18 protein-coding genes and 1 pseudogene are annotated in these 22,602 nt (G+C 60.6%); 4 read left to right on the forward strand and 15 right to left on the reverse strand.

Features of this window, described 5'->3' with window-relative positions; translation table 11 throughout:
- The first annotated feature begins 195 nt into the window (after positions 1-195).
- Positions 196-2,127: a vanadium-dependent haloperoxidase gene (locus E4P82_RS16150; protein WP_169249847.1), complete on the forward strand. Its 1,932-nt coding sequence runs from the start codon at positions 196-198 to the stop codon at positions 2,125-2,127.
- A gap of 347 nt (positions 2,128-2,474) precedes the next feature.
- Here E4P82_RS16150 and lpxB read toward each other — a convergent pair.
- From lpxB to rpsB, 14 genes and pseudogenes are all read right to left on the reverse strand, one after another.
- A pseudogene (gene lpxB / locus E4P82_RS16155) lies at positions 2,475-3,618 on the reverse strand (lipid-A-disaccharide synthase).
- Between the two features lie 14 nt (positions 3,619-3,632).
- Positions 3,633-4,406 carry an acyl-ACP--UDP-N-acetylglucosamine O-acyltransferase gene (lpxA, locus tag E4P82_RS16160; RefSeq protein WP_169249848.1) on the reverse strand — a complete coding sequence of 258 codons (774 nt, stop codon included), beginning with the start codon at positions 4,404-4,406 and terminating at the stop codon, positions 3,633-3,635.
- Complete coding sequence (fabZ, locus tag E4P82_RS16165; protein WP_169249867.1) at positions 4,403-4,843, reverse strand: 3-hydroxyacyl-ACP dehydratase FabZ; 441 nt, start codon at positions 4,841-4,843, stop codon at positions 4,403-4,405. Before fabZ ends, lpxA begins: the two co-directional genes overlap by 4 nt.
- Before the next feature lie 21 nt (positions 4,844-4,864).
- Positions 4,865-5,893 (reverse strand): UDP-3-O-(3-hydroxymyristoyl)glucosamine N-acyltransferase, encoded by a 1,029-nt coding sequence (gene lpxD, locus E4P82_RS16170; protein WP_169249849.1) that lies wholly within the window; start codon positions 5,891-5,893, stop codon positions 4,865-4,867.
- Positions 5,894-5,898: 5 nt separating this feature from the next.
- Entirely contained in the window at positions 5,899-6,396 is a 498-nt protein-coding gene (locus E4P82_RS16175) for an OmpH/Skp family outer membrane protein (RefSeq protein ID WP_169249850.1), read from the reverse strand.
- 76 nt (positions 6,397-6,472) lie between these two features.
- Complete coding sequence (bamA, locus tag E4P82_RS16180) at positions 6,473-8,761, reverse strand: outer membrane protein assembly factor BamA (protein WP_169249851.1); 2,289 nt, start codon at positions 8,759-8,761, stop codon at positions 6,473-6,475.
- Between the two features lie 37 nt (positions 8,762-8,798).
- A complete protein-coding gene (gene rseP, locus E4P82_RS16185) occupies positions 8,799-10,163 on the reverse strand; it encodes a sigma E protease regulator RseP (protein WP_169249852.1) in 1,365 nt (454 codons plus the stop codon).
- Position 10,164: 1 nt separating this feature from the next.
- Entirely contained in the window at positions 10,165-11,364 is a 1,200-nt protein-coding gene (gene ispC, locus E4P82_RS16190) for a 1-deoxy-D-xylulose-5-phosphate reductoisomerase (protein ID WP_169249853.1), read from the reverse strand.
- Positions 11,361-12,173 (reverse strand): phosphatidate cytidylyltransferase, encoded by an 813-nt coding sequence (locus tag E4P82_RS16195; RefSeq protein WP_169249854.1) that lies wholly within the window; start codon positions 12,171-12,173, stop codon positions 11,361-11,363. Before E4P82_RS16195 ends, ispC begins: the two co-directional genes overlap by 4 nt.
- The gene (gene uppS / locus E4P82_RS16200) at positions 12,166-12,930 is read right to left on the reverse strand and encodes a polyprenyl diphosphate synthase (protein ID WP_169249855.1); all 765 of its coding nucleotides are present in this window, start codon (positions 12,928-12,930) and stop codon (positions 12,166-12,168) included. The genes E4P82_RS16195 and uppS overlap by 8 nt, the downstream gene beginning before the upstream one ends.
- A gap of 54 nt (positions 12,931-12,984) precedes the next feature.
- Positions 12,985-13,542, reverse strand: coding sequence for a ribosome recycling factor (gene frr / locus E4P82_RS16205; protein ID WP_169249856.1), 558 nt, complete (start codon positions 13,540-13,542; stop codon positions 12,985-12,987).
- A 5-nt stretch (positions 13,543-13,547) separates the two neighbouring features.
- Positions 13,548-14,273 carry a UMP kinase gene (gene pyrH / locus E4P82_RS16210; RefSeq protein ID WP_169249857.1) on the reverse strand — a complete coding sequence of 242 codons (726 nt, stop codon included), beginning with the start codon at positions 14,271-14,273 and terminating at the stop codon, positions 13,548-13,550.
- Between the two features lie 83 nt (positions 14,274-14,356).
- Positions 14,357-15,232 (reverse strand): translation elongation factor Ts, encoded by an 876-nt coding sequence (gene tsf, locus E4P82_RS16215; RefSeq protein ID WP_169249868.1) that lies wholly within the window; start codon positions 15,230-15,232, stop codon positions 14,357-14,359.
- Positions 15,233-15,374: 142 nt separating this feature from the next.
- Positions 15,375-16,133: a 30S ribosomal protein S2 gene (gene rpsB / locus E4P82_RS16220; protein ID WP_169249858.1), complete on the reverse strand. Its 759-nt coding sequence runs from the start codon at positions 16,131-16,133 to the stop codon at positions 15,375-15,377.
- A gap of 291 nt (positions 16,134-16,424) precedes the next feature.
- Here rpsB and map point away from each other — a divergent pair, with 291 nt between their 5' ends.
- Both map and glnD read left to right on the forward strand, forming a co-directional pair.
- Complete coding sequence (gene map / locus E4P82_RS16225) at positions 16,425-17,192, forward strand: type I methionyl aminopeptidase (RefSeq protein WP_169249869.1); 768 nt, start codon at positions 16,425-16,427, stop codon at positions 17,190-17,192.
- Positions 17,193-17,218: 26 nt separating this feature from the next.
- Entirely contained in the window at positions 17,219-19,960 is a 2,742-nt protein-coding gene (gene glnD / locus E4P82_RS16230; RefSeq protein WP_169249859.1) for a [protein-PII] uridylyltransferase, read from the forward strand.
- Between the two features lie 73 nt (positions 19,961-20,033).
- Here glnD and E4P82_RS16235 read toward each other — a convergent pair whose 3' ends face one another.
- Positions 20,034-20,942, reverse strand: coding sequence for a LysR family transcriptional regulator (locus E4P82_RS16235; protein ID WP_169249860.1), 909 nt, complete (start codon positions 20,940-20,942; stop codon positions 20,034-20,036).
- 211 nt (positions 20,943-21,153) lie between these two features.
- Here E4P82_RS16235 and E4P82_RS16240 point away from each other — a divergent pair, with 211 nt between their 5' ends.
- Positions 21,154-22,545, forward strand: a complete 1,392-nt coding sequence (locus E4P82_RS16240; protein WP_169249861.1) for a GntP family permease — start codon at positions 21,154-21,156, stop codon at positions 22,543-22,545.
- Positions 22,546-22,602: the final 57 nt, after the last annotated feature.

Consider the following 22,602-nt stretch of genomic DNA (forward strand, 5'->3'; position numbering starts at 1 on the left):
TTGAGTTGAATTTTGCCTCTAACCTGATCAAGTAACCTAGACTTGACGGTCATAATCCCCTCTACTTTAATTTTTAGAAGCTATCTTGAAAAACGCTTGTTGTTTATTTAGCGGGTTCCTGAGGTGGGATACCCGTGATTTTGTTTTTTTAAGATAGCCTCTCATTTCCTACACAATTTAAAGAGGGAGTATCAAATGGCTCTTCCTACACCCAATACAGATGAAAGTCTTGTAACGACTGAACCGGTCAACCTTGGCGCACCACCGCAAGATCAGATGAACGCTCCGTTCATTGGTAATTTCCACAAGACGCTGCCCCACAACAAGTATGGCGAAGTCGACGAAACCGCTTACCGCAAATTCGAGCGTACCTGCATACAAATCGAAGCGGGCATGCCGATCAATTTCGAGGAAGTGCCCAAGGGGTCTGTCAGTAGTCCGGACCAAAGTAGCTTCGAGAACTGCGCAGACCCCAAACTTACCAAGTCAGCCGCAAAATTCACCAGCCCGATGGCGGGTGCCTCAAGTGAAACGCATGGCCCCGATCCGAAATCGCTGGAGATGTTGCCCGCGCCGGGCTGCCGGTCGATCAGCACGGCAGCCGAGATGGTCGAACTCTACTGGATGGCCTTGCTGCGCGACGCGCCGTTGCTCGCGTTCCAGCAAAGCCGCACATCGCCTGACACTGGTTGTGCTGACATTTCAGCACACGATGGCACGGGGCCGAACAAGCTTGGCTATAACGTGGTCGACCGTGTCAACACGGCGCGCAAGGCGGTAAACACAATGTTCGACTGTGCAATACGCCATGACGCCGATCCCGGGCACTTGCGCGCGCCCCTTGACCTGCAGGCAGGCAGTGGCGGCGCGGATATACGGATACAAACGATTTTCCGCACCGGATTGTTCGGCGAGGACGCCGGCCCCCTTGTTAGCCAATTCTTCATCCGGCCCATCGGATACGGGGTGCAGTCAATCGATCAGAAGGAAGTTCCCTACATTGCCAAACGCGATTTCCTTACCACGCACGGCGATTGGCTGCTGGCGCAGAACACAGGCAAGGATAAGTATGGGCGCGACTATGGCAGTTGCAACAACTATGCGGATCAACGCAATTGTCCCGCCAATATCTACTATCCGACGACTGACGGTAGCGCTAATGGAACGGTAGTCAAGCGCTATATTTCCACCATGCGTGACCTCGCGCGTTTCGTAAATCGCGATGCGCTGCACCAAGCCTACTTCAACGTGGCGCTATTCTTGGATGGGATTGGCGCGCCTGTTGACGCAGGCAATCCCTATCGCGGCAACCGCTATTCGCGTGAGGGTGGCTTCGCCACGCTAGGCGGGCCGGACCTGCTGACGTTGGTCTCTGAGGTCGCCAGCCGTGCCCTCAAGGTCATCTGGCGCCAGAAATGGCTGGTTCACCGCCGTTGTCGCCCCGAGGTGTATGGTGGCCTGCTGCAAATGCAGCACAAGGGCTACAAGGGTGACAAGCGCGAATACGGCCTACCGGTCACGATTCAAGCCTGCAATCAATTCGACAATGCACTCAACGATACGCTGGCCGCCGTGACGTCGCACAATGCCGCGCAGAACGAAGGAGATGAAACCCTGTTCCTGCCCATGGCGTTTTCTGCCGGGTCGCCGAGTCACCCGGCCTATGGCGCTGGACATGCGACCGTCGCCGGGGCCTGCGTCACGGTGCTTAAGGCTTGGTTCGATGAGGATGCAAAATTGTCCGATGTTTTCAATGACTTCAACAAGCACCAGCCTAAAGATCCCCCAGAGCATAAGTTAACTCTCTTGCAGCCGGGCTACCGCAAGGATGGCGGAACACTTGAGGACTTCTGCGAGCCACAGGAATACACCGGAGCTGACGCCGATAGCATCACCGTGGGCGGCGAACTCAACAAGATCGCCAGCAATGTCGCCATGGGCCGAAGCATGGGCGGAGTCCATTGGCGAAGCGACAACACCCGCAGTTTGCGACTGGGTGAGGCGATCGCCATTGAGATTTTGCGCAAGCGAACGGTGGAATACGCGGAGCGGCCGGTTTCATTCACCTTCCGTGCATTTGATCGATACATGGTGCACATTAATCAAGGACAAGTTCGAAACATCTGAACCTTGTCTCGTAGATGCCCAATAAAGCACTCCAGCCGATCCACTACAGTGGGTTTTCACGCTTTCGTGGTCAGTTGGGTACGTTCATTCATCGGCGCGAAGCGCCGATGAACACAGAATCGTGCACTGCATACCAAGAAGCTGACAAGAATCAGTCTATCCCATGTACAGTTGCGCGGAGCAAAGCATGTTGGTCAGCCAATGCATCAAGCAGCTATCTGGTTAGCTCAATACGGAGGAAGACGATGTATGCAGGGACAGTCGGTAAGCAGGGCACAACAAAGTACTTCAGTTAGTGTTGTACGCAACACTCACAAAGAGCAGTAATACTCGGTATCTCAAGATGCTCACTCCTGCTCCAACAACTCCGCAACCGCCGCCGCCGCCTGCCGGCTGGCATCGCAACGCAATTGCGCGTGCAGCGCCTCAAACTCCACCATCAACTCTGAGCGGGCAACCGCATCATCCAACCAACGCAGCACCGCCGGACCCAGATTATCCACCGTCGCCGCATCCTGCACGAACTCCGACACCAAAGTGCGTCCAGCCAGCAGATTCGGCAAAGCAAAATGCGACACCGTCAGTAACCGCCGGGCGATCCAGGCCGTCACCGGCGCCACCCGATACGCGACCACCATCGGCCGCTTGAGTAACATTGCCTCCAGCGTCGCGGTTCCCGATGCCAGCAACACCACATCGGCGGCCGCCATCACCTCGCGGGATCGTCCCTGAACTAGGGTCAGCGGCAACATTGGAGTGCGTTCGGCTCGCATCGACTCCAATATCTCGAACAACTCGGGGGTCGCCGCCGGTAACAGAAAATGCACCTCCGGCCGCCGTGCCCATATCCAAGCCGCCGTATCCAGCAACAGCGGCCCCAAGCGACCCACTTCGCCCCGGCGGCTGCCGGGCAACAAGGCAACGATGCGCCCCCCCGGTCGGCACCGCCAAGTGCAACGACTGTCTGGCAAGCAAGGGATCGTTATGCGGAGGGATGGTATCGGCCAGCGGATGACCGACATAACGCACCGGCACACCATGCCGCTGGTAGAACGCCGCCTCGAACGGCAGCAGGGTCAACATCAGATCGACTGACCGGGCGATCTTGCGCACCCGCCAAGGCCGCCACGCCCACACCGAAGGGCTGACATAATGTACGGTCGGAATACCGCAAATCCGCAGCCGGCGTTCCAAACCCAGATTGAAATCAGGTGCATCGATCCCGATGAACACCGCCGGTGGATCGGCAAGCAACTCCTGGTACAGTCGCCGCCGGATACGCAGCAATTCCGGCAAATGACGCAAGACCTCCACCAAGCCCATCACCGCCAACCGTTCCAAGGGCACCAAGCTACGCAATCCCTGCTTGATCATGCCGGGTCCGCCGATGCCGCTGAAGCGGGCATGCGGGTAATGCGTCCTCAAGACGGCGATGAGGTCGGCACCCAGCAAATCGCCCGACAGCTCGCCGGCTACCAGCGCGATGTGCATGAGCGGACACGCTCCTAGCGGACGATACCGTTGCGCGAAGGCACCGTCAAAAATTCGGCCAGCACCCCTAGCCGCGGCCATTCCACCGCCATTTCCCGAACCTTTTCGGTCGCCTCATCCAAGCGCATGTTGGAACGGTAGATCACTTTGTAGGCGCGACGGATCGCCTGAATCTCTTCATCGGGAAAACCACGGCGGCGCAACCCCTCGGCGTTGATGCCGTAGGGCTCGGCGCGATAGCCGGCCACGGTGACGTAAGGCGGTACATCCCGATGCACCCCACAGGCGAACCCGCAAAAACTATGAATCCCCAACCGGGTGAACTGGTACACCAGCGCGAACCCACCCAGCACCACATCGTCGTCGATATGGACATGGCCCGCCAGCGATGCGCCGTTGGCGAAAATGGTCCGGTCGCCGACCACGCAATCGTGGGCGATATGGACGTAGGCCATGATCCAGTTATCGTCGCCCAACCGGGTCAGGCCGGTGTCCTGCACCGTGCCACGGTTGATCGTCACGAATTCGCGGATGGTGTTACGGTCACCGATCTCCAAGCGAGTCGGTTCGCCACCGTATTTCTTATCCTGCGGAACTTCGCCCAGCGAGCTGAACTGATAAATCCGGTTATCGCGACCAATCCGCGTCGGCCCCTGAATCACGACATGCGGACCGATCCAGGTGCCGGCGTCGATCTCCACGTCCGGACCGATGACGGAAAAGGGACCAACCGTCACATCCGCCGCCAATCGGGCCGAAGGGTCCACCACGGCGCGCGCATCGATCACAAGTCGATGCCTCGCTTGGCGCACATCAAATCAGCGCTCGCCGCCAATTGGCCATCCACCTTGGCTTCGCAGATGAACTTGCCGATGTCGCGTTTGATACGCTCCAGCCGCACTTCCAGGATCAATTGATCGCCTGGTCCAACCGGTCGCTTGAAGCGGGCGTTATCCACCCCGGCCAGGTAATACATCGACTGGCGATCCGGCCGTACACCGTCGCTCTTGAATGCCAGAATCCCGGTCGCCTGCGCCAGCGCTTCCAGGATCAGCACGCCGGGCATGATCGGCCGTTGCGGGAAATGGCCGAGGAAAAATGGCTCGTTGAAGCTGACGTTCTTGAGCCCAATCAGCGACAGCCCCGGTTCGATGGCCAGAACCCGGTCGACCAGTAAAAAGGGATACCGGTGCGGCAGGTATTCCAGAATTTCCTGAATATCCATCGATTCCAAAACCTTATCCTCTCAAATGGAGCCATTTTTACTGATTTTTTCCAGTGCCGCCACGCGCCGGAACAGCTCGTCCAAGCGACGCAGGCGGGCGCTGATCTTGTTCCAAAGTCGGTTCGGCTCCACCGCCAAACCCGAAGAATAGGCACCCGGTTCGGCGATGGATCGGGCCACCAGCGACATACCGGTCACTTGCACGCGATCGGCGATCTCCAGATGGCCGGCGACGCCGACCCCGCCGCCGAGCATGCAATGGCGCCCGATGCGGGCGCTGCCCGCGATGCCGACGCAACCGGCCAACGCGCTGTGGGCGCCAACCCGCACGTTGTGGGCAATCTGAATCTGATTATCCAGCTTGACCCCCTCCTCGATCACGGTATCTTCCAGGGCACCGCGATCGATCGTGGTATTGGCGCCGATCTCGACATCGTCGCCGACCCAGACGCCGCCGAGCTGGGGCACCTTGACCCAGCGTCCATCCGGCCCGAGCGCCAGACCGAAACCGTCGCTGCCGATCACCGCGCCCGGATGCACCAGCACCCGCCGGCCGATATGAACGCGGTGACACAGGGTCACCTGTGCCACCAATCGCGTTTCGGCACCCACCACCGTCTGCTCGCCAATCACGCAGTTGGGACCGACGCATACCCCCTCGCCCACCACCGCGCCGGCCTCCACCGTACACTGCGGACCGATCCAGGCACTGGCCGCAACCTGGGCGCTGGGATCGACCCAAGCCGTGGGATGAATCCCGCCATGCGACCTAGTGGTCGGCACGAACAAGGCTGCGGCTCGAGCATAGGCGACATGTGGGTTGGTGGCCACCAGAGCTGGCACCGGGCAGTACGCGGCATCTTCGGGCGACAAAATCACAGCCGCCGCCTGCGTATGAGCCAGAAACGGGCGATAGCGTGGGTGAGTCAGGAAGCTGATCTGGCCGGACTCCGCACCGTTCAGAGGTGCCACGCCGGTGATGACGGTCGTGGCGTCACACCCTTGCAAGCGGGCGTTCGCCGCCGCCGCCACCTCACCCAGCGTGGTCATCGGGATTATCTGGACGTGAGACGCTTCAAAACCTTGTCGGTGGCATCCACCTGTGGGCTGGCATACAGCGTTGCGCTATCGTTAATCACCAGGTCGAAACCTTCTTCCTTGGCGACACTATTGATCACATCCAGCACTTGCTTCTGGAACTTGCCCAGTTCCTCGTTGCGACGCAGGTTGAAATCCTCGCGGAACTCATCGCTGGTCCGCTTCAATTCCCGAGCCTGATTGCGGATGTCGCCCTCCAGATTGCGGCGCTGACTGTCGCTCATGACCGCCCCATCTTTGCTCAGTTTCTCCTCCAATCGACGCAACGACTTCTGCGCCTCGACCAACCCTTTTTGCCGTGGCGCGAATTCTTGTTCCAGCCGCTTGCTGGCCGATTCAGCTTGCGGCGCGCTACTCAGAATCTTGGCGATGCTGACGAAACCGATTTTCAAATCGGCCGCCTGGACCAACGAAAGGGGCAGCGCCAGGGCGGTCGCGGCCAACAATCTGTACATAGGCTTCACTCGATAACCTCCATCAAAAAAAACACGAATATACATCAGCAAGTTAAAAATCGCCTTCTATCCCGCATCAGTTGAACGGCACGCCAAAGGAGAATTGGAAAACCTCCGTCTCATCGTCCGGCTTGTCATTGAACGGAGCGGCGACACTCACCGCGATGGGGCCCAGCGGAGACAGCCACAACCCGGCGATACCGACCGAATAACGCAGTTCGTTGGCATCGAAATCACTCGGGGTCGCGAAGACGTTACCGACATCGAAGAACACCGCCGTCCGCACGTTTTCCGATTTTTCCAAAAACGGCACCGGCAAGATCAGCTGCGTGCTGGCGACGGTCTTGAACGCGCCACCACTCGGTTCATTGTCGCTGTAACGGGGACCCAGTGTATTGGCCTTGTAACCCCGCACCGACCGCAGCCCACCCGCGTAAAAATTCTCGAAGAAGGGCAAGCCATCGGTATTACCGTAACCGTCGCCATAGCCGATATCCGTGCTCAGCGACCAAGTCAACCATCGGGCGAAGGGGTAGTACATTACGCCCCGGTAGTTGAGTTTGTAGTATTCCGCATCGCTACCCGGCACGGCGAGTTCGGTAGAAATTTGATTCAGGCTACCGCTGGTCGGAAAAACAACCCGGTCGCGGGTATCGCGCGCCCAAGTGGCATCCAGCTTGAACTCATTGAAAGTGTCGCCGTTCTGGTCGATATAATCGAAAATTTCAACGGGCGTGCCGGTCGTCGTATCGATCGTAACATGATCGTAGCCGGGCAACAGCACCAACGTATCGAATTCGTTGAGCGGGAACCCGAAACTGACCTGAACACCGTAGTTGTTGAGTACGTAGTCGGCGGTATTGATCTGCGAGGCATCGATATTTCGATAGTAAAGCCGGAACCCACGGCTGACGCCATCCGGCGTAAAGTAGGGATTATTATAGAAAATACTGTAGTTTTCGCCATAGTCGGCCCTGTTGAGCACCACGCTCATCTGATTGCCGGTGCCGAGAAAATTGTTCTGGGTCACACTCGCATTCAGCAACAACCCCGAATCCTGGCCGTAGCCGATGCCAAACATCAGGCTCCCCGACGGGCGCTCGACGACGGTGTAATTCACATCGACCTGATCGTTAGTTCCGGGCACGGCCGGCGTCTCGGCACTGACGCTCTCCAGATACTCCAGGCGTTGCAGGCGCGTCTTGGAACGATCGAGATCCTTGGTCGAAACCCAGGCGCCTTCCGCCTGGCGCAGTTCCCGCCGCAACACATCGTCCTGGGTCTTGATATTGCCCTGAAAATTGATGCGCCGCGCATAAACTCGCTGGCCCGGATCCACCATGAAGTTCAAGGTGACTTTGCGGGTTTCGTCGTTGACCTGGGGAACCGTATTGATATTGGCGAACGCATAGCCATCCTCGCCCAGACGCTCGCTCAATTTCTTGGTGGTTTCGGCCATCTTGGCGCGGGAAAAGGTTTCGCCCGCCTCGATCGTAATCAACTTCCGCAAATCCGACTCGGGAACATCCCCGAAATTACCGGTCAGTAGGATGTCCTCAATGGTGTAGGGCTCGCCCTCGGTGATGTTGATGGTGATGTAGACATCTTTCTTGTCGGGGGTGATCGAAACCTGCGTGGAATCGACGTTGAACTTGAGATAACCCCGATCCAGATAAAAGGAGCGCAGCGTCTCGATGTCCGCCGCCAGTTTCTGCTTGGAGTACTGATCGTCCTTGCTGAAAAAGGACAGCCAACCGGTGGTGGAGGACTGCAGCAACCCCAACAGTTCCTTATCGGAAAAAGCCTGATTGCCGACGATGTTGATCTGACCGATGCTGGCCACCGCGCCTTCCGAAATCTCGATGGTAATGGCAACGCGATTGCGCTCCAGCGGTCGTACCTGGCTGTCGATCCGCACCGCGTAACGACCGCGACTGTAATACTGCCGCAGTAGTTCCTGCTCCACCTTGTCGAGCAGGGAACGGTCGAAAACCCGGCCTTCGACCAAGCCGACCTCGGCCAGCGCCTTTTTCAGGTCGTCGGTGCTGATATCCTCATTGCCGGTGATCCGAACCTCGGAAATCGCCGGACGCTCGATCACGGTCACCACCAACACACTGCCTTTGCGTTCCAGGCTGACATCGCTGAAGAATCCGGTCTTGAACAGCGCGCGGATGATTTCCGGATATTCCTGCTCGGAAACCGACGAACCGACCTGCACCGGCAGGTAGTTGAAAACGGTACCGGCGGAAATACGCTGCAGACCATCGACCTGGATGTCCTGCACGACGAATTCGCCGGCTCGCGCCCCGCAGGCCACGACCATCAGACCGAAAGAAAGAATCAGGCGACGATACAAGTTCATAAGTAGGTGATTACCCCAAGGCCCGGGCGATTGGTTCTTATCCGATGATACGACTGAAGTCGTTGAACAGGGCCAGTCCCATCAACAGCAGCAAAACGGCGATCCCCACTTGCTGCCCCAGACTCTGTACCGTTTCCGACAGCGGACTGCCCTTGATCAGTTCGATCAGGTAATACAGCAAGTGGCCGCCGTCCAACACCGGCACCGGCAGCAGGTTCAACACCCCCAGGCTGATGCTGACCAGGGCCAGCAACGACACGAACGCGATCAAACCGGCGCTGGCCGCCTGACCGGCGAACCGCGCGATGGTCAACGGACCGCTGAGGTTGTCCAGCGAGGCCCTGCCGACCAACATTCGTCCCAACATGCGCAGGGTCAGCAACGAGATGTCCCAAGTCTTACCGATCGCCGCGCCGACCGCGTCCAGCGGACCATAACGTACCACGACCCGCAAGTTCCGGGCGAGGTCTTCCGGCATATCGGCGACGGCGCCGATGAACCCGACCCGCTGGCCTCGTTCGTCTTCCCGCGCGTCGGGGATCAACTCCAGCGACCGCTCGACCCCTTCGCGCTCGATGCGCGCACTGAAAGCTTGGCTGGGATGCCGCTCGATCACCTCACGCCATTGCCGCCAATCCGCGATTGGTTTGCCGTCGGCCAACACGATCCGGTCACCCGGCCGCAAGCCAGCCCGCTCGGCCGCGCCGTCGCGCATCACCTGGCCGATCACCGCCGGCAATACCGGTTGCCAGGGCACCAGCCCAACCCGTTCGAAAACCTGCGCCGGATCGGCCAACCCCTGGGACTCGCGGGTATCCAAGGTACGGATTCGAGTCCGGTCGTCGGCATCCAGCACTTCGACTTCGATCGCCTCCCCGGTCATGGCCCGATCCACCAACGCCAGCATCACCGCGCCCAGTGTCGGAGTCGCTTTACCGTCGACGGCCATCACCAGGTCGCCCTTGCGAAAATCGCCCGCTTCGGCCAACGACTTCGGTCGCGGCTCGTCCAGCAATGGTTTGACCCCCGGTATGCCCACCATGAACATGAAGGCATACGCGAGCACGGCGAACAGAAAATTAAAGGCGGGTCCGGCCAACACGATGGCGATGCGCGAACCCACCGGCTGGCGATTGAAAGCCCATTGCCGTTCGTCCGGCGCCACTTCGCCTTCACGCTCGTCCAGCATCTTCACATAGCCACCCAAGGGTAGCACGGCAATCGCATACTCCACACCATCCCGACCAATCCGTCGCCAGAGCGGCCGGCCGAAACCGATGGAAAACCTCAAGACCTTGACGCCCAGGCGCCGCGCGACCCAGAAATGACCGAATTCATGGACGGTGATCAACACCCCCAGGGTGACGATCAAGGCCAGCGCCGAAATCAGCGAATTGCTCATCTCACACCTCCAACGTCCGGGCGGCGATCCAGCGGGCGACGACGGTTCGTGCCTGTGAGTCGCCGGCGAGAATCGCCGCCAGTTCTTCGGCCGCGCTCGTGGGCACCCGTTCCAAGGCATGCTCCACCACGGCGGCGATGTCGGTGAAGCGAATGCGCCGATCGAGGAAGGCTTGAACCGCGACTTCGTTGGCGGCATTCAGCACCGCCGGCGCGGTTCCGCCGGCTTCCAGTGCGGCGAAGGCCAACCGCAAACAGGGAAAACGGGCGAAATCGGGCGCCTGAAATTCCAGTTTCCCCAAGCGGGCAAAATCCAGGAAGGTCACCCCGGAGGCCAAGCGCCGCGGCCAGGCCAGGGCATGGGCGATGGGGGTGCGCATATCGGGATTTCCCAATTGCGCCAGCACCGAACCATCCTGATATTCGACCATCGAGTGGATCACGCTCTGCGGATGCACCACTACCTCGATCGCCGCCGTCGGTGCTTCGAACAACCAGTGCGCCTCGATGACCTCCAGCCCCTTGTTCATCATGGTGGCGGAATCGACCGAAATCTTGCGGCCCATGTTCCAATTGGGATGGGCGCAAGCCTGCTCGGGGGTGGCATCCGCCAATTGGGCCAGTGGCGCGGTTCGAAACGGTCCGCCGGAACCGGTCAGCAACAGCCGGCGCACCCCGGCGGCGGCGAGGCCGATACTCGCGAAATCCGCCGGCAAACATTGAAACAAGGCGTTGTGCTCGCTGTCGATCGGCAGCAGCTCCGCGCCGTGCTGACGGATCGCCGCCATGAACAGCGGCCCAGCCATGACCAGCGCCTCCTTGTTGGCCAGCAGCACCCGCTTGCCGGCCCGCGCCGCCGCCAGGGTCGGCGGCAGACCGGCCGCGCCGACGATGGCCGCCATCACATAAGCGACTTCGGGCAGGGTTGCCGCGCGCTCCAGTCCCGAGACGCCGGCCAGCACTTCGACCGACTGGCCCGCCACCCGCAACCGTTCCCGCAACCGTTCGGCGGCGGCGGTATCGGCCAGCACCGCAACATCCGGTTCGTGCATCAGACACTGCTGGAATAGCGCCTCGACATCCCGGTGAGCGGTCAGGGCCGCGACCCGGAAACGGTCGGGATGGCGTCGCAGCACATCGAGAGTGCTAACACCGATCGAACCGGTCGACCCCAGGATGGCGACTCCGATACGCTCGCTCATCCCCGCATTCCGTACAGCCCCAGCAGGAATATCGGCGCGGCGGCGGTCAGACTGTCGACCCGATCGAGCACGCCGCCGTGGCCGGGCAGTAGCGTACCGCTATCCTTCATGCCGCATTGTCGCTTCAGCATGCTCTCGAACAGATCTCCAACGATGGAAAAACCGACCGTCACCATGCAGATCGCCACGAACCAGGGCCAGCGCGCGCCCACACCCAACACCGCCGCGCCGGCCAGCGCGAACATCAGCGCGGCCATGCCGGCGCCCAGCGCTCCTTCCCATGTCTTGCCCGGGCTGATGGTGACCGCCAGCTTGCGCCGCCCCCAGCGGCGGCCAGCGAAATAGGCACCGATATCGGCGATCCAGACCAGCAGAAACAGGAATAGCACATAGGCCGGTCCAAATTCGTCCCGCAGCGCCATGAATGCCACCCAGGGCGCCGCCAGCACGATCACGCCGGCCACCGCGACGGTTGCCGAGCGGTCCTCTTGACGTGTGGGGCGTGTGGCGTAGCGCCACATCCAAAACAGGGCATAGCACCAGCCGGCCAACACGCAGCCCAGCAAACCGACGACGAAGGCGGCGTTGCCCACCCACGGCCAGAACGCCAGGATCAGGGTCAGCACCAATCCGCCGTACACCAAGCGGTGACGCAGCCCGTTCAACCTCGCCAATCCGGCCCATTCCCAGGCGCCCAGCAGGATCACCGCCAGCAGCAGCAGGCCGAAACCAGCTAGCGGTAGTTTCAGCACCGCCCAGACCACCAGTATGGCCAGCACGACCGCCGTGACGATTCGCTGTTTAAGCATGTTGGTTTTGCGCCACCTGTTCGGCGGTCCGACCGAACCGCCGCTGCCGGCTGGCGAACGCGGCGCAAGCAGATTCCAAATCGCCGTCATCGTAATCCGGCCACAATCGGTCGGTAAAATACAGCTCGGCATACGCCATCTGCCACAGCAGAAAATTGCTGATGCGCTGCTCGCCGCCGGTGCGGATGAACAGATCCGGTTCAGGCAGATCGGACAAACAGGTAAAGGAATGCAGGACAGCCGGCGTGATGTCGCCCGGTTGTAATCGGCCTTCCAGCACGGCTTCGGACACCCGGCGCGCCGCCTGGGCCAGATCCCAGCGCCCGCCGTAATTGGCGGCGATGACCAGGGTCAACCCGGTGTTGGCGGCGGTCCGCCGCTCGGCCTTGACGATGTAATCCTGCAGATTTTCGGGAAAGGCCCTGTAATCGCCGATGAAACGCAACCGCACGTTGGCGGTGTCCAGTCGACGGATTTCGCCGCGCAGGGTGGTCAGAAACAGCTTCAACAACACCTCGACTTCCGGTCGCGGCCGCCGCCAGTTTTCGCTGCTGAAGGCAAACAGCGTCAGCACTTCGATGTCGCGCTCGCTGCACGCCCGCACGATCCGGCGCACGGCCTTAGCACCCTCTCGGTGGCCCGCCGTGCGTGGCAGAGACCGCTGCTGCGCCCAACGACCGTTGCCATCCATGACGATGGCGATATGGCGAGGTAACGGCTGGCACGGCGCCCGTGACATCGGGACGTCAACCGACATTCGAGAGCTTCCTCGTCAGGTTCGCACTCACCGCAGACAACCCGCGCCGACGCTTCAAATTTCCATCAATTCGGCTTCCTTGGCCGCAAGTACCTTGTCCACGTCCTGAATGTGTCGGTCGGTGAGTTTCTGAGTCTCGTCCTGGGCCTGCCGTTCCGCGTCCTCGGCGATCTTCTTTTCCTTGAGCAAAGCCTTGAGTTGGTTGTTGGCGTCGCGGCGAATGTTGCGAATCGCCACCTTGGCGCCTTCGCCTTCCTGCCGAACCACCTTGACCAGATCGCGGCGGCGCTCCTCGGTCAGCGCCGGCAGCGGCACCCGGATTACCGTCCCGGCGGACGCGGGATTCAAACCTAGATCGGACTTCAAGATAGCCTTCTCGATCGGTCCCACCATGTTTTTTTCCCACGGTGTCACCAACAGCGTGCGTGCGTCGCTGACGCCGACCGAAGCCACCTGGCCCAGCGGCACCTCGCTGCCGTAGTAGCTGACCGTAATGTGATCCAGCAGGCTGGCATGCGCGCGGCCGGTTCGCAGCTTGGTCAATTCCTGCTTGAGGCTATCCACGCTCTTGGCCATCCGGTCAGCGGCTTCTTTCTTGATGTCATCGATCATGATCGTCATTCCCGCACCACGGTGGTGCCCACGCTCTCGCCGCACACGACCCGCACCAGGTCCCCGTGGCGATTGATGTTGAAAACTTTCAGCGGTATGTCGTTTTCCCGGCACATGACAATAGCCGTGGCATCCATCACCTGTAGCTTGCGCGCCAGGGCTTCGTCGTAAGTCAGCCGATCGTAACGCAGCGCCTTGGGATCCTTGAACGGATCCGCCGAATAGATACCGTCCACCTTGGTCGCCTTGAGCATCACCTCGGCGTTGACCTCGATGGCCCGCAGGCTGGCGGCGGAGTCGGTGGTGAAAAAGGGGTTGCCGGTGCCGGCGGCAAAAATCACCACTCGGCCCTTTTCCAGATGGCGGATGGCGCGACGGCGAATGTAGTCCTCGCAAACCTCGTTGATGCGGATCGCCGACATCACTCGGGTGAACACCCCCAGTCGCTCCAGGGTATCCTGCATCGCCAGCGAGTTCATGACCGTGGCCAGCATGCCCATGTGGTCGGCCGCGACTCGATCCATACCCTTCTTGGCCAGCCCGGCCCCTCGAAACAGGTTGCCGCCACCGATGACCATGCCCACTTCAACGCCGAGCTGGCACAGCTCCCGCACCTCGCCGGCAATGCGCGCCAGCACGTCGGGATCGATGCCATAGTCGCCCTCGCCCATCAGGACTTCACCGCTGAGCTTGAGAAGAATTCGCTTGAACGTTGGTCTGGAATCCAGCATGGGCATCGCGCAACCTGCAATATCGGCACTGAGAGAATTGTACTGTAATCGCGGCGGTGGCGGCAGTGAAGCGCGTCACCCGTTCAGCCGCCTCGCGCCTGAGCCATCACCTCGGCGACGAAATCGTCGGACTTCTTTTCGATCCCTTCACCGAGTTCAAAGCGTTCGAAACGGACCGCTCGGGCCTGATGGGCCTTGAGCAGTTTTTCCACGCTTTGTTCGGGATCCTTGACGAACGGCTGCCCCAGCAAGGTGATTTCATCGAAGTACTTGCGCAGCCGCCCCTCCACCATCTTCTCGACGATGTTGGCCGGTTTGCCGCTGGTCGCTGCTTGTGCCGCGAAGATTTCCTTCTCCTTGGTCACCTGTTCGGCCGGCACCTGGTCGGCACTGACGCACAGCGGCCGACTGGCGGCGACATGCATGGCGATGTCCCGGGCCAGATCACCATCGCCGCCGGCCAGTTCGACTAGCACGCCGATGCGGGTACCGTGCAGATAGCTACCCAACACGCCGGTGGGAGTCGTCAGCCGGGCGAAGCGACGGACATTGATATTCTCACCGATCTTGGCGATGCATTCCCGTCGATTCTGCTCGATGCTCCGGCCGTTTGCCGTGGTCAGGGCCAGCAGCGCTTCCAGGTCGGCGGGATCACTATCCAGGACCGCCTCGACCACAGCGGTGGCGAATTCCCGGAAGTCGTCGTTCTTGGTGACGAAATCGGTTTCGCAGTTCACCTCGACCATGGCCGCCGCGTCGGCCGTCTGCCTGATGACGATCAGGCCCTCGGCCGCCACCCGGCTGGCTTTCTTGTCAGCCTTGGCCTGGCCGGCCTTGCGCATCGCTTCGACCGCCGCCTCGATATCGCCTTGCGTCTCCTGCAGGGCTTTCTTGCATTCCATCATTCCCGAACCCGTGCGTTCGCGCAGTTCCTTAACCAGCGTCGCCGTAATTGCCACCATGCTCACATACCTCGCAACGATAAATTTACCGCACTCAATCTGAAACCGGACTGAACCGAACTCATTAAAAAAGGCTCGCGAGCGTCAGGCGCACGAGCCTTTCCGACAAAACCCGGTATTGACGGAAGATCAGCGGGGATCAAACACCATCGCCCGCCGGCAACGCCTCTTCCTCCGGGATTTCGATGAACTCTTCCTCGACGCGGCCCGAAGTCAGCACCGCGCGGCCTTCCAGCACCGCTTCCGCCAGACCACCCACGTAGAGCTGGATGGCGCGGATGGCATCATCGTTGCCGGGGATGACATGGCTGATGCCGTCAGGCGAATTGTTGCTGTCGACCACCCCGATCACCGGGATTCCCAGTTTGTTGGCTTCCTGCACGGCGATGCTTTCGTGACCGACGTCGATCACGAACAGCGCGTCCGGCAAGCTGGCCATGTCCTTGATGCCGCCCAGGCTGCGCTCCAGCTTGTCCATGTCCCGCCGCAAACCGATGACTTCCTTCTTGGCCAAGCGTTCGAAAGTGCCGTCCTGCGCCATCAACTCCAGGTCCTTGAGCCGCTTGATGGATTGGCGGACGGTCTTGAAATTGGTCAGCATGCCGCCCAGCCAGCGGTGGTTGACATACGGCATGCCGCAACGGAGCGCCGCTTCGGCGGTCGCCTCGCGCGCCGAGCGCTTGGTGCCCACCAGCAGAATCTTGCCACCCTTGGAAGCCAGCCGCCCGATGAAATTCAGCGCTTCCAGATACAGCGGCAGGGTTTTCTCCAGATTGATGATGTAGATCTTGCTGCGCGCCCCGAAGATATACGGGGCCATCTTGGGATTCCAGTAACGGGTCTGGTGGCCGAAATGCACACCGGCCTCCAGCATCTGGCGCATGGAAATGGTCGCCATTGCCGAATTCTCCTTAAGGATTGGGGGTTAAGCCTCCATTCGCCCCAAGCGGCGACCCCTCATGGGGGGCACCCGGCCGCCCGTGCCGGCGAATGTGTGAAGTGTATGCAACGCGAGAAGGTTTGCCTAAAAGGCGCGCGCTTTATACCATGGATTGCTTGGGAAAACCAAATGAACCACCGTCCGCGGACACGGTCCCAAACACCGCGAGCCGCTCCGGGCGCCGTCCCTCGCCCACCGCCCATATGCCCGTGGATCGACGCCATGTTCCAGAAACCCCCCAAGAAATCGATGAGCATCACTCTCAAGACACCGGAAGAAATCGAAAAGATGCGCGTCGCCGGCCGGCTGGCCGCCGAGGTCCTGCACATGATCCAAACTCATGTGCGGGAGGGAATCGCCACCGAGGAACTGGACCGGATCTGCCACGACTACATCGTCGATGTCCAGCAGGCGATCCCCGCTCCGCTCAACTATCGCGGTTTCCCCAAATCCATCTGCACGTCGCTCAACCATGTGGTCTGCCACGGCATTCCCGGACCGAAGAAGTTGAAGAAAGGCGACGTACTCAACATCGATATCACGGTGATCAAGGACGGCTATCACGGCGACACCAGTCGGATGTTTCAGGTCGGTACCCCGCCGGTCGCCGCGCAACGCGTCAGCCGGGTAGCCTACGAATGCCTGTGCATCGGCATCGAGATGGTGCGGCCCGGCATCCGCCTCGGCGACATTGGCCACGCCATCCAGCGGCACGCCGAAGCCCAGCACTGCTCGGTGGTGCGCGAGTACTGCGGTCACGGCATCGGCCGGGAATTCCACGAAGAACCACAGGTGCTGCATTACGGCGACCCCGGTACCGGCGTCGAGCTGGTTCCCGGCATGATCTTCACCATCGAACCGATGATCAACGCCGGCAAACGGCACGTCAAGCTGCTCCCCGACGGTTGGACCGTGATCACCAAGGACCACAGCGTTTCCGCCCAATGGGAGCATACCGTGCTGGTGACCGAAACCGGCCACGAAGTCCTCACGCCGCACCCGGGCGATCCGCTATAAGCGCCCACCATACCCCGGAAGATCCCATGGCCGTCACCGATATCGCTTTCCCATCCATCGCCGTGCCCAACACATTCTCCGTCCACGTCGAACCGCCACCGGACCACTTGCGACCGGTCGAGATCGCTCCATTCGACGCGGAGGCTTTCGCCCGCGATCTGGCGTCCGCCGCCAACCCGCTGGCCATGTTCCGGGCTCTGCTCAAACAGACCGATGCCCGGTTCAAGGAGCTGTTTCAGCAAGGCGTGCCCGCTTACGAATTGGTGCCCGCCCGTGCCGGCTTGATGGATGATCTGCTGCGATTCGTCTGGCTGCGATTTTTCGAGGCCGATACCCCGGATCTGGCGTTGACGGCAGTCGGAGGCTACGGCCGCGGCGAGCTGCACCCCGGCTCGGACGTGGACATCATGATCCTGCTGGATGAGCGGACGCTGGAAGCCCGCCGTTCCGAGCTGGAAGCCTTCATGGCCTTCCTGTGGGATATCGGGCTGGAGGTCGGACACAGCGTGCGCACGCTTGAGGATTGCGTCCATGAAGGCGCCGCCGACATCACGGTCGCCACCAGCCTGATGGAGGCGCGGTTGTTGATCGGCACACCGGTCCTGTTCGAACAGATGCGCGCCGCCACCGGCCCCGACCGCATCTGGCCGGATACCGCCTTCTTCGAATCCAAACAGCGGGAACGCTGCCAGCGCTGCCACAAATACAACGAAACCGCCTTCAATCTGGAACCCAATATCAAGGACGGTCCCGGCGGATTGCGCGACATGCAAATGATCGGCTGGGTGGCCAAACGGCATTTCGGCGTCAGCACCCTGCAGGAACTGGTGAGTCACGGTTTCCTGAGTCCGAGCGAATACGACGAGTTGATCGACTGCCGCAACTTTCTCTGGCAGGTGCGCTTCGCCCTGCATACGCTGACCGGCCGCCGCGAAGACATGTTGCTGTTTGATCACCAGCGCCGGATCGCCCAGCAGTTCGGCTACCGGGATCAGGCGCAAAACCTGGCTGTCGAGCAGTTCATGCAGCGCTACTACCGCACCGTCAACGCGCTCAGCCGGCTGAACGAGATGTTGCTGCAACTGTTCGAGGAGGCGATCCTGCTGGCCGACGAACCAGGCGAACCGCAACCCATTAACCGCCGTTTCCAGGTCCGCCGCGGCTACCTGGAAGTGACCCAGCCCAACGTGTTTCTGCGCTACCCGTTCGCGTTGCTGGAAATTTTTCTGGTCTTGCAGCAACACCCGGAAATCAAGGGATTGCGAGCCTCCACCATCCGCCTGATCCGTGACCACCGGCCGCTGATCGACGACAAGTTCCGCAATGACGTACGCCCACGCAGCCTGTTCATGGAGATCCTCCGCCAACCGCATGGCGTAACGATGCAATTGCGGCTGATGAACGCCTACGGTGTGCTGCCGGCCTACCTGCCGGAATTCGGCCATATCGTCGGAAGGATGCAGTACGACCTGTTCCACGCCTACACCGTTGATCAGCATATCCTGTTCGTGGTGCGCAACCTGCGGCGGTTTTTCCTTCCTCAATTCGCCCAGCGGGACCCGGAATACAGCGCGATCATGGAGCAACTGCCCAAGCCGGAATTGCTTTACATCGCCGGTCTGTACCACGACATCGCCAAGGGACGCGGCGGCGACCATTCCATCCTGGGCGCTCAGGACGCCGAACGGTTCTGTCGCCAGCACGGGCTCAGCAGTTTCGACACTCGGCTGGTGGCCTGGCTGGTGCGTCACCACCTGACACTGTCGCTGACCGCGCAGAAGAAAGATATCCACGACCCGGACGTCATCCATCAATTCGCCCTGCAAATGGGCGATCAGATGCATCTGGATTACCTTTATCTACTGACGGTCGCCGATATTCGCGGCACCAATCCCCACCTGTGGAACACTTGGCGGGCATCGCTGCTGTGGACCTTGTACAAGGCCACCCGTCAGGCACTGCGGCGCGGGCTGGACCACCCCATCGACAAGGAGGAACGCATCCGCGAAGCGCAGGCGCAGGCACGGCAACGGCTGCACGCCACCAAAATTGATGAAAAGCGCATCAACCGGGTATGGGAAGGCTTCGGCGACGACTATTTCCTGCGCCATTCCGCCGACGAAATTGCCTGGCATACCCGCGCGATCCTCAAGAAGGGCTATCACGAGCGACCGCTGGTCATGGCCCGCGACGATCCCGGCCGGGGCGGCACCGAGGTCTTTATCTACACCCGCGATCAGGACAATCTGTTCGCGTTGATCACCTCCATCCTCGACCAGTTGGGACTGACCATTCTCGATGCCCGCATCATCACCGGCCACAGCGGTTACACCCTGGACAGCTTCACGGCCCTGGAGGACTCCGGTTCGCCGATCCGCGATCGACGGCGAATCAAGGAAATTACTTCCACCTTGCTGCACTACCTGAGCCGGCCGGATAAAACGCCGCCGGAGCCCAACCGACACATTTCCCGAATCCAGAAAGCGTTTCAGATACCCACCTGGGTTTCGTTTCGGGAGGATCAAGCCAATGGCCGCACCTTGGTGGAACTGGTGTCCTGGGACCGACCGGGGTTGCTGTGCCAGGTTGGCCAAGCGTTCATGAAATGCGGGGTGCAAGTGCACAACGCCAAGATCGCCACCATCGGCGCCCGCGTTGAAGACGTGTTCTTCGTCACCGACCGGGACAATCGACCCTTGAACAATTCGGCAAAATACGCGGCGCTGAGGAAGGCGCTGATCGAACAACTGGACTCGGGTGAAGAGTGAGTCTTTCGTACTCGCTCTGATTCCGGTTACCGTGGCACCGACCGCCAACCACCGGAGGCGCTCCGCCCTCCGGTCAATCCTCGCCGTGGAGAAACAGTCGGTGGTGCGCATCGCCCAGCGCGCGCAGGTAATCCCAGACCACCCGCACGCGCTTGAGTCGTAGCCGGTCGGCATGGGCGGCCAACCAGAACGTGTACCGAAAACAGGCTTCCTCCGGCAACACCTTGACCAGGCGCGGATCGCTGGCGCCGATGTAAGGGGCCAGCACCGCCAGCCCGACGCCCGCCAGAACCGCTTCCTTATGCGCCAGCATGCTCGTGCTGCAAAAACGCAGATTGGGTTGGTCGCACAGTTTTTCAAGAAACCTCAACTCCGGAATCAGCAGATAGTCGTCGATGTAGGCGATGAACGGATGGTTGGCCAGATCGGCGCGGGTGACGATCGGCTCATGCGCGGCCAGATAATCCCGGGCGCCATAGAGGAAGTAGGTGAAATCGCTCCAGCGCGCCACCACATAGGGACCCCGGCGCGGCGGTTCCAGGGTAATCGCCAGATCCGCCTCGCGGCTGGCCAGGTTCGCCAGACGCGGCAAGGCCAGCAACTCCACGGTCAATCCCGGACAGTCGTCGAGCAACGGTTTCAACCTGGAAGTCAGGAAGCACACCGCCAGTCCCTCGGGTGTTCCCAGCCGGACCTCGCCCCGGACCGCCGTATCCCGGTCGGACAGATCTTCCGCCACCACCGCCATCGTGGACTCGACCACCTCCGCCATGGGCAATAACGCCTGACCGGCTTCGGTCAGCATCAGCCCCTCGCGATGACGGTCGAACAGCCGGGTACCCATCGCCCGCTCCATGCCTTCGATGCGCCGGGCAACCGTGCTGTGCTCGACTCGTAGCCGCCGGGCGGCGGGGCTGAGCCGTCCCAAACGCGCCACCGCCAGAAAATAGCGCAGATCATTCCAGTCCATTTCCCGTTTCATCGCCCCACCTTTCCATCCGTTTCGTATCGACTTGAGGATGAAGTGTGGTTGCGATTGTGCATTTCTGCACGAATTTCCCACTTTTTTTTGTGAATTTTCACACAACTGGCTTGCAACTACACTGAGATCGCGTTCGCTGCCCGGTTTTTCGAACAAACAACACATGGGAACGAACGCCGATTCCTAATCCAACCCCAAGGAGAAAACATTCATGCTCGGTGTAATCGGTATTCTCGTTTCGCTGGGTCTGCTGATGTACCTCGCCTATCGAGGCATCAACGTATTGATATTGGCCCCGATCATGGCCTTGTTGGCGGTGCTGATCGGCGGTGGCTTCGATGTATTGCTGCCCACATACACCCAGATCTTCATGAAAGAGCTGGGCGGCTATCTGATCAAGTTCTTCCCTCTGTTCCTGCTGGGCGCGATCTTCGGCAAGCTGATGGACGACTCCGGCTCGGCTCGGAGCATCGCTCACTGGATCGTCGCCAAGGTCGGCAAGGAACGCGGCATTCTCGCCATCGTGCTGTCCTGCGGCATTCTGACCTATGGTGGCGTATCGCTGTTCGTGGTGGCTTTCGCCGTCTATCCCATCGGCGCCGCGTTGTTCCGCGAAGTCGGGATGCCCAAGCGCTTCATCCCCGGCGCCATCGCCCTGGGCTCGTTCACCTTCACCATGACCGCGTTCCCCGGCACTCCGGCCATCCAGAATGCCATTCCCGCGCCGTTCTTCGGCACCAACACCTTCGCCGCGCCGGGCCTGGGTCTCATCGGTGGTCTGATCATGCTGATCGGCGGCGTTCTATGGTTGCAAACCCGCGCCAAACGGGCGATGGCCGCCGGCGAAGGTTATGGCGAGCACCTCCACGAAGGCTTGGATACCAAGGGTGATCTGGCGCACAGCCCTTCGTTTTTCATTGCCTTGCTACCAATCCTGCTGGTGATCGGTTTCAACGCGCTGTTCACTTATGTCGTCTTTCCCAACATCGATGCCAGCTATCTGGCCGATCCCAAATTCGGCGCCACCAAACTGTCGGCGGTCGCGGGGTTATGGTCGATCATCGTCGCCCTGGTCATCGCGATTGTGTTCATCGTCGTCGTCCACTGGCGGCATTGGCGCAACGTGGTCGAATCGCTCAATACCGGCACCATGGGTTCGCTGCTGCCGATCTTCAACACCGCCTCCGAAGTCGGTTACGGCAACGTCATCGCTTCGCTGCCGGCGTTCCTGGTGGTGAAAAACGCGGTACTGGGCATCTCGCCCAACCCGTTGATCTCGGAAGCAGTCGCGGTCAACGTCCTGGCCGGCATCACCGGCTCCGCCTCCGGCGGCATGAGCATCGCGCTCAGCACTCTGGGACCAAGGTATCTGGAACTGGCCAACGCGGCCGGCATCAGCCCGGAACTGCTGCATCGGGTGGCGGTGATGTCCTCCGGTTGTTTCGATTCGCTGCCCCATAACGGCGCGGTGATCACGCTGCTGGGCATTTGCCGGTTGACGCATCGGCAGTCCTACTTTGATATCTTCATGGTGTCCGTGGTGATTCCGCTGAGCGCCCTGGTGGTGGTCATCACCCTGGGAACGATGTTTGGCAGTTTCTAAGCCTGGCCTGCCGCCCGCGACTGCGGGCGGCGGTTCCCATTAAATCAATGAGGGACA

The organism is Candidatus Competibacter phosphatis (assembly GCF_012939995.1).
Taxonomy (GTDB): domain Bacteria; phylum Pseudomonadota; class Gammaproteobacteria; order Competibacterales; family Competibacteraceae; genus Competibacter; species Competibacter phosphatis.

Coding starts and splice junctions, on each gene's coding strand:
- pyrH (WP_169249857.1), bottom strand. CDS start 14,273: ATGCTGGATTCCAGACCAACGTTCAAGCGAATTCTTCTCAAGCTCAGC.
- E4P82_RS16240 (WP_169249861.1), top strand. CDS start 21,154: ATGCTCGGTGTAATCGGTATTCTCGTTTCGCTGGGTCTGCTGATGTAC.
- fabZ (WP_169249867.1), bottom strand. CDS start 4,843: ATGGATATTCAGGAAATTCTGGAATACCTGCCGCACCGGTATCCCTTT.
- rpsB (WP_169249858.1), bottom strand. CDS start 16,133: ATGGCGACCATTTCCATGCGCCAGATGCTGGAGGCCGGTGTGCATTTC.
- map (WP_169249869.1), top strand. CDS start 16,425: ATGAGCATCACTCTCAAGACACCGGAAGAAATCGAAAAGATGCGCGTC.
- E4P82_RS16175 (WP_169249850.1), bottom strand. CDS start 6,396: ATGTACAGATTGTTGGCCGCGACCGCCCTGGCGCTGCCCCTTTCGTTG.
- E4P82_RS16150 (WP_169249847.1), top strand. CDS start 196: ATGGCTCTTCCTACACCCAATACAGATGAAAGTCTTGTAACGACTGAA.
- uppS (WP_169249855.1), bottom strand. CDS start 12,930: ATGTCGGTTGACGTCCCGATGTCACGGGCGCCGTGCCAGCCGTTACCT.
- ispC (WP_169249853.1), bottom strand. CDS start 11,364: ATGAGCGAGCGTATCGGAGTCGCCATCCTGGGGTCGACCGGTTCGATC.
- E4P82_RS16195 (WP_169249854.1), bottom strand. CDS start 12,173: ATGCTTAAACAGCGAATCGTCACGGCGGTCGTGCTGGCCATACTGGTG.
- frr (WP_169249856.1), bottom strand. CDS start 13,542: ATGATCGATGACATCAAGAAAGAAGCCGCTGACCGGATGGCCAAGAGC.
- bamA (WP_169249851.1), bottom strand. CDS start 8,761: ATGAACTTGTATCGTCGCCTGATTCTTTCTTTCGGTCTGATGGTCGTG.
- rseP (WP_169249852.1), bottom strand. CDS start 10,163: ATGAGCAATTCGCTGATTTCGGCGCTGGCCTTGATCGTCACCCTGGGG.
- glnD (WP_169249859.1), top strand. CDS start 17,219: ATGGCCGTCACCGATATCGCTTTCCCATCCATCGCCGTGCCCAACACA.
- E4P82_RS16235 (WP_169249860.1), bottom strand. CDS start 20,942: ATGAAACGGGAAATGGACTGGAATGATCTGCGCTATTTTCTGGCGGTG.
- lpxD (WP_169249849.1), bottom strand. CDS start 5,893: ATGACCACGCTGGGTGAGGTGGCGGCGGCGGCGAACGCCCGCTTGCAA.